The 13,878-nt window shown below is 70.5% G+C and carries 10 protein-coding genes; 6 read left to right on the top strand and 4 right to left on the bottom strand.

Features of this window, described 5'->3' with window-relative positions; all coding sequences use genetic code 11:
• Window positions 1–102 precede the first annotated feature (102 nt).
• The gene (locus tag ABZT12_RS22245; protein WP_356387188.1) at window positions 103–411 is read left to right on the top strand and encodes a hypothetical protein; all 309 of its coding nucleotides are present in this window, start codon (window positions 103–105) and stop codon (window positions 409–411) included.
• A 223-nt stretch (window positions 412–634) separates the two neighbouring features.
• On the top strand, window positions 635–865 hold the full coding sequence (locus ABZT12_RS22240) for a hypothetical protein (RefSeq protein WP_356387185.1): 231 nt from the start codon (window positions 635–637) through the stop codon (window positions 863–865).
• A 45-nt stretch (window positions 866–910) separates the two neighbouring features.
• Here ABZT12_RS22240 and ABZT12_RS22235 read toward each other — a convergent pair whose 3' ends face one another.
• Complete coding sequence (locus ABZT12_RS22235) at window positions 911–1,261, bottom strand: DoxX family protein (RefSeq protein ID WP_356387182.1); 351 nt, start codon at window positions 1,259–1,261, stop codon at window positions 911–913.
• A 92-nt stretch (window positions 1,262–1,353) separates the two neighbouring features.
• Window positions 1,354–2,088: an alpha/beta hydrolase gene (locus ABZT12_RS22230; protein ID WP_356387179.1), complete on the bottom strand. Its 735-nt coding sequence runs from the start codon at window positions 2,086–2,088 to the stop codon at window positions 1,354–1,356.
• A gap of 464 nt (window positions 2,089–2,552) precedes the next feature.
• Between ABZT12_RS22230 and ABZT12_RS22225 the strand changes: the two genes are divergently transcribed.
• From ABZT12_RS22225 to ABZT12_RS22210, 4 genes are all read left to right on the top strand, one after another.
• Window positions 2,553–2,873, top strand: coding sequence for a helix-turn-helix domain-containing protein (locus ABZT12_RS22225; RefSeq protein ID WP_356387176.1), 321 nt, complete (start codon window positions 2,553–2,555; stop codon window positions 2,871–2,873).
• A 335-nt stretch (window positions 2,874–3,208) separates the two neighbouring features.
• Window positions 3,209–7,489, top strand: coding sequence for a HAMP domain-containing protein (locus tag ABZT12_RS22220; RefSeq protein WP_356387173.1), 4,281 nt, complete (start codon window positions 3,209–3,211; stop codon window positions 7,487–7,489).
• Window positions 7,486–9,951, top strand: a complete 2,466-nt coding sequence (locus tag ABZT12_RS22215) for a SpoIIE family protein phosphatase (RefSeq protein ID WP_356387171.1) — start codon at window positions 7,486–7,488, stop codon at window positions 9,949–9,951. Before ABZT12_RS22220 ends, ABZT12_RS22215 begins: the two co-directional genes overlap by 4 nt.
• A gap of 127 nt (window positions 9,952–10,078) precedes the next feature.
• Entirely contained in the window at window positions 10,079–10,372 is a 294-nt protein-coding gene (locus ABZT12_RS22210; protein ID WP_356387168.1) for a hypothetical protein, read from the top strand.
• 135 nt (window positions 10,373–10,507) lie between these two features.
• On the opposite strand, the gene ABZT12_RS22205 is transcribed toward ABZT12_RS22210, so the two are convergent.
• Window positions 10,508–11,845 (bottom strand): methyltransferase domain-containing protein, encoded by a 1,338-nt coding sequence (locus ABZT12_RS22205; RefSeq protein ID WP_356387165.1) that lies wholly within the window; start codon window positions 11,843–11,845, stop codon window positions 10,508–10,510.
• 155 nt (window positions 11,846–12,000) lie between these two features.
• Window positions 12,001–13,839, bottom strand: coding sequence for a glycoside hydrolase family 15 protein (locus tag ABZT12_RS22200; RefSeq protein ID WP_356387162.1), 1,839 nt, complete (start codon window positions 13,837–13,839; stop codon window positions 12,001–12,003).
• Between the last annotated feature and the right edge of the window lie 39 nt (window positions 13,840–13,878).

Genomic DNA, 13,878 nt, shown 5'->3' with positions numbered 1-13,878 from the left:
CGGGCGGTAACTGGCGATTGCTCTCAACGCGCGGTGACGCGGGCGAGGGCCGGATTGGTCGCGGGCGCGGCAGCGGGTGTCGGCGGTGCCGCCTCGGCAGCCGTGACGGACACCTACCAAGCCCTGAAGGAGGCGCTTGCCGAACGACTCGGGGGCTCTCCCCAGGTGCTGGAGCGCATCCGGGTCCTGGATCACCAGCCCGGAGCGCCGACCGAGCGCCTCGTCCACGACCTGATCGCGTACCGAGCCGTCGACGCGGCGGTCGTACGGCACGCACAGCAGTTGCTGGCGCTCGCCGACGCCGCCGGGTCACGTGCCGCGATCGGCCGGATCGATCTGCGCGGAGCGCGGGGCGTGCAGTTCGGGGACGGCAACACCCAGCACAACACATTCGGTCAGGCGTCCGACTGACACAACGGGCCGAAGGAAGCACCAACGTGACGAAGAGCAGCGGGATCAAGGGCGCCCAGGCCGGCGACGGCAATGTCCAGCACAGCACCTACCTTCCGCCGCGGCACGGCGCGCGCCGCTCACGGGACTACGCCCTCTCGGCGACCGTCACGGCGGGAGACCACTCCACGGTCAACCAGAAGAACACGCATCTGAGGGTACGGACACGGACGCGATCTACGTCTTGGGTGGCTACCTGGTCGCCACGAACGGCAAGTTGGCCCAGTGGACCGACCAGCAGCTCCCTACGGCGTCCAAGTGCCGGGACGCGGTGGCCAGGCATCCGCTCCGCCAGGCAGTGATCACCTCCCAAGGCCTCACCTGTTACGTGGACCGCAAGGGCAACCCCGGCTACATCCTGGTGACCGGCTCCGACAGCGAGTCCACGATCATCGATACCGCGCACCTGCGCTGAACCACGGCCGGATGCGCGCACCGCTGTCAGGTACGGGCGGGGCGGTCAGAGGGTGGCGACGCGCAGGGCGACGAGGGCGACGGCGACGGCCGTGAGGACGGCTGCCGGGGGCGCGCCCTTGTAGTCACCGACGCGCAGGTGTGTGGCGACCGCGCCGACGAAGTAGAGCGTCACGCCGACGGCGGCGGCGATTCCGAGGGGCCCCCACCAGAAGCCGGCGATGAGGCCGCCCGCACCGGCGATCTGGGCGACGCCCAGAAGCGGCAGCACAGTCGAGGGCAGGCCGAGGGTGGACATCTGGTCGACAAGCCGCTTGGGCCGGGTGAACTTGGCACCGGCCGAGGCCAGCAGCACCGTCGACATGAGTGCGGCGACGATGGCATAGGTGATGAACATGGTGAGACCTCAACTGTTGGACGGAGTAGGGCCGTTACACGTCAGGTGACCGGTTGGTGCTGTGCTGTGCCGTGCTGTGCTGAGGGTGCGGGTCAGGCGGTTTCGAGCAGCAGGGCGCTGAGCTCCGCGGGCTTGATGATCATGGAGTCGTGGCCCGACGTGAGCTCGTGGACGCGCGACGGCTCGCCGTTGGGCTGCGTCTCCGGAATGGGCCGACGGGTGACACCCGCGGGTTCGTTGCCGACGCAGAGAATGTGGGACCGGGGGATCAGCGCCTGTGCGGGGTTGTCCATCTCGACCGGCTGCTGGAAGCAGCGGACCGACTCGTCCCCGAGCGTGGTCCTGAGCCAGGCGATGTCATCGGGGTCGGTGACGCCGAAGAGGCCGAACGGCGCGGGGAGTTCAGGAAGCGGCGGTATGCGCCAGGGCTGGGCGCTCTCGGCGGCGCCGTCGATCAGGGCTTGTGTGAACGGCATGACGTCGATGGCGTTCTCGCCGTGCGTCGGCACCATCGCGTCGAGGTACACCAGGTGGGCGACGCGCTCGGGAACCCGGTTGGCCACGCCGGAGACGACCATTCCCGCGTAGCTGTGTCCGACGAGGACGATGTCGTGCACGTCCTGGTCGAGGATGAGGCCGACGATGTCGTCGACGTGGGTGGTGAGCCCGACCTCGGGGCCGAGCAGGTGTGCCTTGTCGCCGTGGCCGGTGAGGGACGGAGTGAGGACGCGGTGGCCGTGCGCGGTCAGTAGCGGGGTGACGCGGTTCCAGGACTGTCCGTCGTGCCAGGCACCGTGCACGAGGACGTAGGCGGTGGGGTTGGGCATGGCTGTTTCCTTAGGATGGGCATGGATCTGCTGTCAGGCGAGGTGGCGCGCACGCGCCCGTCCGGACCTGCGGGCGGGTGTGCCGACGCCGAAGAGGCCGAGGGGCGCGGCGTGGGCGTCGCGGTCGGCCGTGATCCCGGCACGTCCGCTGCGCGAAGTCCTGGCGGGGATTGACCGGGTCGGGCACGCGAACCGGGGTGGGTGGTCTTCAGCGACACCGCACATGTCGAGGCCTGCCCGGTCCGCGCAGAAGCCGGCGGCCACGATGTCGCGGACTCGGTGCGAGCCGGTGGCGCCCGGGACCAGGTCGGTGAGTGAGGAGACGCCGAGCTCGACCTCGGCGCCCTGCGGAAGTGGTGCGCTGCATGCCTTCGACGTTAGGCAGCCGATAGGTACCCGAAGGTACCCTTCGGCTTGTGAGCCTCCGTCCCGGAACCGTCTTCCTCGCCGACTGCCCCGCCCGCATGGCCATCGAGATCATCGCCAGCAAATGGGCCGTGGTCACGATCTTCGCCCTGAGCGACGGCCCCGTGCGCCACGGCGAGCTGGTCGAGCTCATCGGAGGCGTCTCGCGCAAAGTGCTGACGCAGACGCTGCGCCGCCTCCAGGACAACGGGCTCGTCGAGCGGCGCGTGTACGCCGAGGCGCCACCGCGCGTGGAATACGGCCTGACCGAGCTGGGGCGCACCCTTGAGGAGCCCATCAGAAGGCTCACGGAATGGGCGAGATCCAACGGTGAAGCGGTCGCCGCCTTCCATGAGGCGGCCGAGCCGGAAGACACGTAGAGCCCAACTGCCGCGTATGTCCGGCATGTCGGGCGTGATAGATGCCGGGTACCCGGCCGTCGTCGTCGCTGCCGAGCCGGCTCCGGGGCCGAGGGAAAGCCATTGCTGTCAGCTCCCTGCGAGACCTCCGTACGGCGTGACCGAGCCCACTCCGCATTCTTGGGCCGTTGCTTTGTCCCGTGCCCCGGAGGTGGGTTAGCCTGCGGCGTATTTCTCATCGCGCAAATCCGTGAACTGCGGAAATGCACAGACAAATGGCCGGGCCGCACATGGCTCCCGGCAGGGGTTGTGAGCTCTCGCCCGAGGGCTCACCGGGGAGCGGATCGAGGGTGCGCATGGCCGGCAAGGTGACCGAGGCGACCGAGACGGTCCCCGGCGATCACGAACTGAGGCGACTGCTGGCAGGTCTGACGGCCGTCCGCGACGGTGACTTCGGCACCCGCCTGCCGGACGACTCCGACGGGCTGATGGGTGACATCGCCACCGTCTTCAACGGCATGGTCGACCAGCTGTCGGTGTTCACCTCCGAGGTCACCAGGGTGGCCCGCGAGGTGGGTACCGAGGGCACCCTCGGCGGCCAGGCGGAGGTGCCGGGGGTCTCCGGCACCTGGGCCGACCTCACCGACTCCGTCAACGCGATGGCCAACAACCTGACCGGTCAGGTGCGGAACATCGCGCTGGTCACCACCGCCGTGGCCAAGGGCGACCTCTCCCAGAAGATCGATGTGCCCGCGCGCGGCGAGATCCTCCAGCTGAAGGAGACCGTCAACACGATGGTCGACCAGCTGTCGGCCTTCGCCGACGAGGTGACCCGCGTCGCCCGCGAGGTCGGTACCGAGGGCCGCCTCGGCGGACAGGCCCAGGTGCCCGGCGTCGCCGGCGTGTGGCGGGACCTCACCGACTCGGTGAACTTCATGGCGGGCAACCTCACCTCCCAGGTGCGCAACGTCGCCCAGGTCACCACCGCCGTGGCGCAGGGCGACCTGTCGCAGAAGATCACGGTGGACGCCCGGGGCGAGATCCTTGAGCTGAAGAACACGATCAACACGATGGTCGACCAGCTCTCCGCGTTCGCCGACGAGGTGACCCGCGTCGCCCGCGAGGTCGGTACCGAGGGCCGCCTCGGCGGACAGGCGGACGTCAAGGGCGTCAAGGGCACCTGGCGGGACCTCACCGACTCGGTGAACTTCATGGGGGGCAACCTCACCGCACAGGTGCGCAACGTGGCCCAGGTGGCCACGGCCGTGGCGCAGGGCGACCTGTCGCAGAAGATCACGGTGGACGCCCGGGGCGAGATCCTTGAGCTGAAGAACACGATCAACACGATGGTCGACCAGCTCTCCGCGTTCGCCGACGAGGTGACCCGCGTCGCCCGCGAGGTCGGCACGGCCGGCAACCTGGGTGGCCAGGCGACCGTGCGCGGCGTCTCCGGCACCTGGAAGGACCTCACCGACAACGTCAACGTGATGGCCTCCAACCTCACCGGTCAGGTCCGCTCCATCGCCCAGGTAGCCACCGCCGTGGCCAAGGGCGACCTCTCGCAGAAGATCACGGTCGAGGCCAAGGGCGAGGTCGCGGCGCTGGCCGACGTCATCAACACCATGGTCGACACGCTCTCCGCCTTCGCCGACGAGGTGACCCGCGTAGCCCGCGAGGTCGGCACCGAGGGCCGCCTCGGCGGACAGGCCCACGTGCCGAACGTGGCCGGCACCTGGAAGGACCTCACCGACAACGTCAACTCCATGGCCAACAACCTCACCGGTCAGGTGCGCAACATCGCGCTGGTGACCACCGCGGTCGCCAAGGGAGACCTGTCGAAGAAGATCGACGTCGACGCCCGCGGCGAGATCCTCGAACTGAAGACGACCATCAACACGATGGTCGACCAGCTCTCCGCCTTCGCCGACGAGGTCACCCGCGTCGCCCGCGAGGTCGGCACCGAGGGCCGCCTCGGCGGCCAGGCCGAGGTCGAGGGCGTCTCGGGCACCTGGAAGCGGCTCACCGAGAACGTCAACGAACTCGCGGGCAACCTCACCCGACAGGTGCGCGCCATCGCCGACGTGGCCAGCGCCGTCGCCGAGGGCGACCTGACCCGGTCGATCACCGTCGACGCCTCCGGCGAGGTCGCCGACCTCAAGGACAACATCAACTCGATGGTGGAGTCCCTGCGCGAGACCACCCGCGCCAACCAGGAACAGGACTGGCTCAAGACCAACCTGGCGCGGATCTCCGCCCTGATGCAGGGCCACCGCGACCTCCCCGTGGTCGCCGAGCTGATCATGGACGAGCTGGTGCCCCAGGTCTCCGCCCAGTACGGCGCCTTCTATCTCGCGGAGGACAGCGCGAAGGGGCCCGAACTGCGGCTCGTCGGCTCCTACGGCAGGCCCGAGGAGGACAACCGGCCCACCCGCATCGCCTTCGGCCGCTCACTGGTCGGCCAGGCCGCGCGCAGCCGCCGTACCATCGGCGTCGACCAGCTGCCGCCCGGCTACGTGACCATCTCCTCCGGGCTGGGACAGGTGGAGCCGAGCGCCCTGCTGCTGCTGCCCGTCGTCTTCGAGGAGCAGGTCCTCGGCGTCATCGAACTGGCCGCGGTCGCCGCCTTCACCCAGATCCAGCGGGACTTCCTGGAACAGCTGGTGGAGACGATCGGCGTCAACGTCAACACGATCGTCGCCAATGCCCGTACCGACGAGCTGCTGGAGGAGTCGCAGCGCCTGACGAGCGAACTCCAGGCACGCTCCGCCGAGTTGCAGGCCCGGCAGGAGGAACTTCAGAGCTCGAACGCCGAACTGGAGGAGAAGGCCTCGCTGTTGGCCGACCAGAACCGGGACATCGAGGCGAAGAACCTTCAGATCGAGCAGGCCCGGCAGGAACTGGAGGCCCGCGCCCAGCAGTTGTCGCTCGCCTCGACGTACAAGTCCGAGTTCCTCGCGAACATGAGCCACGAACTGCGCACCCCGCTCAACAGCCTGCTCATCCTCGCCCAGTTGCTCGCCCAGAACCCCTCCCGCAACCTCACGCCCAAGCAGGTCGAGTACGCGGGGATCATCCACTCCGCCGGCTCCGACCTGCTCCAGCTGATCAACGACATCCTGGACCTGTCCAAGGTCGAGGCCGGGAAGATGGACGTGACACCCGAGCGCGTCCCGCTGCGGCAGCTCATCGAGTACGTCGAGGCCACGTTCCGCCCGATGACCTCCCAGCGGAGCCTCGACTTCACCATCAGCACGGCCCCCGGCGCCCCGGGGGAGCTGCTCACCGACGACTCCCGGCTGCGGCAGATCCTGCGCAACCTGCTCTCCAACGCCGTGAAGTTCACCGAGCAGGGCAGCGTCGAACTGCGCATCGAACCCGCCTCGGACGACGAGGTGCCCCAGGGCGTGATCCGCGGCGGCACCGTCGTCGCCTTCCAGGTGAAGGACACCGGCATCGGCATCGCCGAACAGCAGCGGGAGACCATCTTCGGGGCCTTCCAGCAGGCGGACGGCACCACGAGCCGCAAGTACGGCGGCACGGGCCTCGGCCTCTCCATCACCCGGGAGATCGCCCACCTGCTCGGCGGCGCCGTCACCGTCGACAGCACCCTCGGCAAGGGCAGCACGTTCACCCTCTACCTGCCCGTCGCCCGCGCCGACTTCCAACAGGTGCTGAGCGGGGGCCGGACCGCGCAACCCGTACTGGAACAGTCCGGGACCGCCCGGCCGGCCGGGCGCGAACCCCTGGAGGGCACCGTCGTCGCCACCCGGCGGGAGCGTCCGCGACGCCTGCTGGTCGTGGAGGAACGCCCGCGCGGCCTGCTCACCCTCGTCGCCGAGAGCGTGGTCCGGGACCTCACCCACGGCCGCGGCGACGGCCAGGCCGCGGCACCCGTCGACATCATCACCGCGGTCGGCGCCCACGAGGCGGCCGGCGCCCTGGCCTCCGAACCCTGCCACTGCGTCGTCGTCGAACTGGGCGTCCCCGACGGCGAGTCGGCCATCTTCCTGGAGGCGATGCGCGGCGACTCGGCCCTGGGAAGCGTCCCCGTGCTGGTGCACAGCGCCCACCGGACGGCCCACGTCGCCGACGAGGCCGAGCGGGCCGGCTCCGGGACCGGCTCCCTGGAGTACCTCTACAGCCTGGACGAACTGCGCGAACGCATCGCCCTGCACCTCTCCGCCGAGAACCCCGGTGAGGTGCTCTCCCTGGTCCGCGGCGACGAACCGCAGCTGACGTCCTCGCTGCCGGGCGGCGACCTGGACAGCGGCCGTACCGTACTCGTGGTCGACGACGACGCGCGCAACCTGTTCGCGCTCAGCGGCATCCTCGAACTGCACGGCTTCCGGGTGCTGCACGCCGAGAACGGCCGCAAGGGCATCGAGACGCTGGTGAACCACCCGGAGATCGACATCGTCCTGATGGACGTGATGATGCCCGAGATGGACGGCTACACCGCCACGGCCGAGATCCGCAAGATGCCTCAGTACCTGAACCTTCCGGTGATCGCCGTGACCGCCAAGGCGATGCAGGGCGACCGGGAGAAGAGCCTCGCCTCCGGCGCCAGCGACTACGTCACCAAGCCGGTCGACACCGACGACCTCATCGCCTGCGTACGGCGGTGGCTGCCCGCATGAGCACCCACCAGTCCTTCGACGGGGCGCCCCGGCCGGACGGCGCGCCCGAAGCGGACCCGTCCGCCCCCGTGACCGCCGCGCCGCCGGCGCTCCCCGCGGCCGACGCCTCGGAGGGCCAGGTGCCCGAGACCTCGGGCACCTCGCCCGTCGGCAGGCTCGCCGCCACGGTGGAGCGGCTGCGCCGGGAGGTGCTGGCCGCGCAGGCGGAGGCCGAGGGGCGGGCCCTGGTCGAGCTGGCCAAGGGCATCCTCGTCGAGCGCCTGGGCTGCGGCCCGGCACAGGCCGCCCGCCAGCTCGCCGAACTGGCCGAGCAGTCGAAGGTGACCCCGCTGGAGTTCGCGGTGGAGGTCATCAACCAGGCCGCGCAGGACCGCATGTCCGAGGTGGCCGAGGCCTTCCTGGCCGCCACCCGGGAGCGGGTGGAGGCGGAGGAGTCCGCCGCCGTACGGCTGCGCGCGGCCGAGAGCGGCGCGCTGGCGGCGAACGACACCCAGGCCGTGGCCGACTCGCTCCTCGAACACGCCCTGCGCCCGCTCGGCGCGGTGGCCGTGGCCGTCTGGGCCGTGGGCTCCGACGGCTCCCTGAGCCTCGCGGGCAGCGCGGGTTTCCCGCAGGCCGAGGCCGCCCGGTGGCGGTACGTCCCGCCGGACGTCGCCACCGTGGCCCGGCGCGGACTGACCGAGCGCACCGGGCAGTGGCTGTCCTCGGTCGCCGACTCGGGGCTGCCCACGATCGGCAGGCGGCTCTACGAGACGGGTGCCCGCTTCGCCGTACCGGCCGGCACCGGAGGCCGTATCCACAGCGTGCTGGAGATCGCCTGGCCCAAGCCGGAGGAACCCCCGTCGCCGCAGGTCGTCCGCCAGGTCGAAGCCCTCGCGGAGCTGTGCGCGCACACCCTGGAGTCGACCACGCTGCGACACGGGCCCGGCGACGACCCGCGCCTGCTGCCGGACGCGGCCGAGCTGATGAACCTGGCGGACGGGCTGCACGACCCGGCGCTGGTCCTGGTGCCGCACCTGGACGCGGCCGGACACCTCATCGACTTCCGCATCCAGCACGTCAACAGCCGCTTCCTGGACCCGGCGGGCCGGCCGCGGGCCGTCGTCAACGGCGCCCTGCTGCTGGAGGCCTACCCCATGGCCGCGGGCGAGAGTGAACTGTTCCAGCGGGTGGAGCGGGTCTACGCCACCGGCGAGCCGTTCCGCACCGAGCGGATGCGGCTCACCGCGCTCGTCGACCAGGTGACGCTGGCGGCCGTCGCCGACATCAGCATCAGCCGCCACGGCGCCGGAGTGCTGCTGATCTGGCGCATCGAGGACGAGGCGGCGCGCCTGGCCAGCCTGCTCCAGAACGCCCAGCGCCTCGGCCGCATCGGCGGTTTCGAGGAGAGCCTGCTGACCGGTGAGATCACCTGGAACGGCCAGCTGTTCGACCTCTACGGCCTGCCCCTCACCAGCACCCCGGTCGCCCTGGAGGAGCTGCCCGCGCACGCACACCCCGACGACGCCGTCGCCATCCGCCGCTTCCTGCGCACGGTGCTGCACCACCGCCGGCCGGCGTCCGCCGCGTTCCGTCTGCTGCGGCCGGACGGCGTGACCCGGCACATCCGGGTGGTGGCCGAGCCGGTCCTCGACACCGACGGCCAGCTGTTCGCCGTACGCGGCGCCTACCAGGACATCTCCGCCCAGCACTGGACCGAGGTGGCCCTCGCCGCCACCCGCGACCAGCTCGCCCACAGCGAGCAGCAGGCCGACGAACGCAACCGCCTGGCCCTCCAGTTGCAGCACGCCATCATGCCCCCCGCCCAGACACCGCTACAGGTCCCGGACCTGCGCGTGGCGGTGCGCTACCGCCCGGCCGAGACCGAGCAGCTGGTCGGCGGCGACTGGTACGACGCCTTCGTCCTGCCCTCGGGACTGGTGCTGGTCTGCGTGGGGGACGTCGCCGGGCACGGCATCGAGGCGGCCACCAGCATGGTCGTCCTGCGGAACGCCCTGCGCGGCCTGGCGGTGACCGGCGCCGGCCCAGGACAGCTGATGGCCTGGCTGAACATCGTGGCGCACCACCTGACCGGAGCGGTCACCGCGACCGCCGTCTGCGGGCTCTACGACATCGAGCGCCGCACCCTGCGCTGGGCGCGCGCCGGGCATCTGCCGCCGGTCCTGGTCCGGGACGGCGAAGCGACCGCCCTGCCCACCCTCAAGGGGCTGCTCCTCGGCGCCCTGCCCGAAGCGGTCTACGAGGAGACGGAACTGCAACTGGCCGCCGGTGACACCCTGTTGATGTACACCGACGGGCTGATCGAGCGCCGGGACCGCTCCGTGGAGGAGTCCCTGTCCCATCTGCTGGCCATGGCCCGTTCCGTACCGGGCACCCTCGACCAGCAGTTGGACCGGCTGCTCACCTACAGCAGGTCGGACACCGACGACGACAGCTGCATCGTGGGCATCCGGCTGACCTAGTGCCTGAGCGGCGGTCCGCCCACCGTCCGGGACCGTGCCGGTGCCTCGACCGAGGCGGGCCGGCTCTGTGTTCACCCCGTGCCGGCCGGCGTCGAAGGAGAGGTGACCACTCAAGGACTTCCAGCCAGTGCGTGACGAGGAGCCGGGGCGGCGGGCCGTACTGACCCGGGCGCTGGGCCTCACGGCGGCGGCCGGCCTGGGCGCCGCGGCCGCGATCGGGGCGGCGTCAGGCCCGGCGGCCGCCAGAACCTCCTCGCGCGCCAAGACCGCCTCGATGCGGGTTGCCATGCCGACTGGCGCTTCTGCACCAAGTGCTACGGCCTGCCTGTTCCTCCGCGGCTACCCCAAAACCGACGGCCGTTGCCCGGCGGGCAACGCCCACTCCATGGCCGGCTACGACTTCGTCCTCCCGCACCTCTAGCGGCCCCGCGTGCCGGCAGTCCGTCCAGCCACAGTGTGCGGGCGAGGGCGCCGAGTGTCGCGCCCGGGGAGTCGGACACGCCTTCCCGCGCACCGGGCGCACCGCCCCTCCAACGGGTCCGGCACAGCGCCGCGTTCAGCTCCGCAGTTCGTAGATCAGGTTGAACGGGGTCTCCGTCGCCCGGCGGAAGTGCGTGAAGCCCGCCTCGGCGGCCACCTCCCGGGTGCGTGTCTCGCCCGCTCCGGCGCCGAGCGCCCGACCGACCGGCTGCGCCTGCGAGGCGGGGACGCAGAGCAGCGAGGAGGCGCTGTAGAAGGTCCGGCCGAGCGGGTTCAGGTTGTCGGCGAGGTCGTCCTCCATGTGCGGCTCGACCAGCATCACCACGCCGCCGTCCGCGAGCCTCGCCCGGCAGTGGGAGAGCACCCCGACCGGATCCCCCATGTCGTGCAGACAGTCGAAGAAGGTGATCAGGTCGTACGGGCCGCCACCGAAGTCCGCCGCTCCGGCCTCCTCGAAGCCGGTCCGTTCGGCCAGCCCGCTCGCCGTCGCCAGCCCGCGGGCCTGCTCGACCGAGGGCAGGTGGTAGTCGAAACCGGTGAACCGGGACGCCGGGAACGCCTGCGCCATCAGCATCGTGGAGTACCCGAGTCCGCAGCCGACGTCGGCGACGCTGCCCCCGGTGCGCAACCGTTCGACCGTGCCGTCCAGGGCAGGCAGCCAGTCCTGCACCAGGAACGCCGCGTAGCCGGGCCGGAAGAACCGGGCGGTGCCGGTGAACAGGTCCGGGTGGTGGTGCTCCCAGCCGATGCCGCCGCCCTCGACGAAGGCGCGCTCCAACTGCTCGCGGGTCTCCGGCCGCGCTGCGGCCATGAACGCCTGGAAGCCGCCGAGGGCGAAGAACGGGCTGTCCTCGTCGCAGAAAGCGGCGACCTGCTCCGGGGTGAGCCGGAACCGTCCGTCCGGTTCGAGCGCGACGTAGCCGCCGGCGGCCATCGCCGACAGCCACTCGCGGACGTTGCGCTCCTGGGTGCCGGTCTTCGCGGCCAGCTCGGCGCTGCTGAGTGGTGTGCCGTCCGCCATGGCCCGGAAGAGTCCCAGCCGATCGCCGATGGAGAGCAGCGGCGCCATCGCCACCGCCCCCAGGTCGGTGATGACGCGGCCGAGCAGGCTCTGCAGCGCGTTCTCGTCGAGCGTCTGGTCACGGACGACGTCGAGGTTGACGAAGCGGGGTGCTCCGTCGCAGGCGTGCTGCAGTTCCTCGGCGATGTGCCGGGTCTCGGGCAGGTCGCTGTTCTTCATCGCCTCCTCGTAGGAGGGGAACTCCACGATCTGCATGAAGTGCGAGGGCCTGTCGTGGTCCTTGCCGATCGTGGCGTGGTGGGCGGTCCGCTTGCCCTGGGTGATCCGCAGCCACTCGTCCATGAGCCGGTCGACGCGTTCTGCCTCGGTCGTTTCGTACTCAATTACCTGCATGAACGTCATGGTGATCAACCCCCTTTCAGAGGTACAGAACCAGGGTCCCTCTCGCGCGGAACCTCCACAAGCCGGATAATGCCGATCTTTCGGAAATCGCGGAGGTGCGCCAACGGCCCGGAGTGCGGGCGCACCGTCCGGGAACCGGGTCCGGGCTATCTCCCGTCGAGCGCCTTGTCGAGGATGAGGGCCGCGTCGATGAGGGCGAGATGTGTGAACGCCTGTGGGAAGTTGCCGAGTTGACGACCCGTCAGGTCGACCTCCTCCGAGTACAGGCCCAGATGGTTGGAGTAGCCCATCATCTTCTCGAACACCAGCCGTGCCTGGTCCGTCCGCCCGGCCCGGACGAGGGCCTCGACGTACATGAACGTGCACAGCGAGAAGGTGCCCTCCGAGCCGCGCAGGCCGTCGGGCGACGCCTCCGGGTTGTAACGGTAGACGAGGCTGTCACTGACCAGCTCCCGCTCGATGGCGTCCAGGGTCGACCCCCATATCGGGTCCTCGGGGCTGAGGAACCCGACCGTCGCCATGCGCAGCAGCGAGGAGTCCAGTACGTCGCTGCCGTAGTGCTGGACGAAGGCCCGCACCTTCTCGCTCCACCCCTTGGCCATGACCTGTTCGTAGGCGGCGTCCCGCTCGGTCCGCCACCGGGTGTACGACGACGGCCAGCCCTTCGACTCGGCGAGGCGCAGAGCGCGGTCGAACGCCACCCAGGACATGACCCGGCCGTAGGTGAAGTCCTGGCGCCCGCCGCGGGTCTCCCAGATCCCCTCCTCCGCCTGGTCCCAGTGGTCGGCCAGCCAGTCCAGGTTCTGCCGCATGGAGGTCCATCCCCCGTGCCCGATCTGGAGTCCGTGCTGGTGCGCGAAGTACATGCTGTCCAACGCCTCGCCGTAGATGTCCAGTTGGAGCTGGGTTGCGGCGCCGTTGCCGATCCGTACCGGCCCGGAGCCCGCATAGCCCTCCCAGTGGCCGAGGATCTGCTCTTCCAGGTCGGCCGAGCCGTCGACCTTGTACATGACGTTGAGCGGGCCCGTGTTCCCGCCCTGGCCGGCCCGCTCCTTGACCCGGTCGCTCAGCCAGCCGTTGAACGCCCGGGCCTCCTCCGTGAAGCCCAGCCCCAGCAGGGCGTACACGGAGAAGGAGGCGTCCCGGATCCAGGTGAAGCGGTAGTCCCAGTTGCGTTCGCCGCCCAGTTGCTCCGGGAGGGCCGCCGTCGGGGCGGCCACCAGCGCACCGCTGGGTGCGAAGGTCATGAGCTTCAGCGTGATCGCGGAACGCTCCACCATCTCCCGCCAGCGCCCGGTGTAGCGCGACTGCGCCAGCCAGGAGCGCCAGAACGCCACGGCCTCCTCGAAGAGCCGTTCGTACGCGTCCACGCGGACCTCGGCGGGTGGCCCCTCGGCGCCCATCTCCAGGATCAGGCCGCGCTGTTGACCGGCCCGCAGTGTCAGCGACAGGTGCAGGTCGGCGTCACGGTCCGTGAGAACGTCGAGGAGGCGCTCGTCCTCCGGTTCGTGGATGGGGTGCACGGTGAGTTCGGTGCCGTCCTCCGCGGCGAAGACCGCCCCGTGCTGGGAGATGTGCAGATCGTGCTTCTTGCGTCCGTAGTCGAACCGCGGCGCGATCTCCACCTCGAACGTCATGCTGCCGCGCACACAGCGGACCAGACGCACCAGCCGGTGACTGGAGGCGACCGTCGTACCGGTCACGGGCATGAAGTCGACCACCTCACCGGCGCCCGCCTCGGTCATGAACCGGGTCACCAGGATCGCCGTGCCCGGCAGGTACAACTGCTTGGCCGTATGCGGCAGTTGCGCCGGCCGGACCGTGCAGTGACCGCCCTTCTCCTGGTCCAGCAGCGCCCCGAAGACACTCGGCGAGTCGAACCGTGGCGAGCAGAACCAGTCGACCACGCCCTCGGTGGTGATCAGCGCCGCGGTCTGCAGATCGCCGACGAGACCGTGGTTCTCGATCAGTGGGTAGCCGTCCATCGGGGCGCCCCTTTCGGAGTGGGATTCACCTGGACATAC

This window comes from Streptomyces sp. NPDC005423 (assembly GCF_040606415.1).
In the GTDB taxonomy this organism is placed as follows: domain Bacteria; phylum Actinomycetota; class Actinomycetes; order Streptomycetales; family Streptomycetaceae; genus Streptomyces.
Note: the sequence above shows the minus strand (reverse complement) of the source record. Positions and strands in the feature narration are given on the sequence as shown.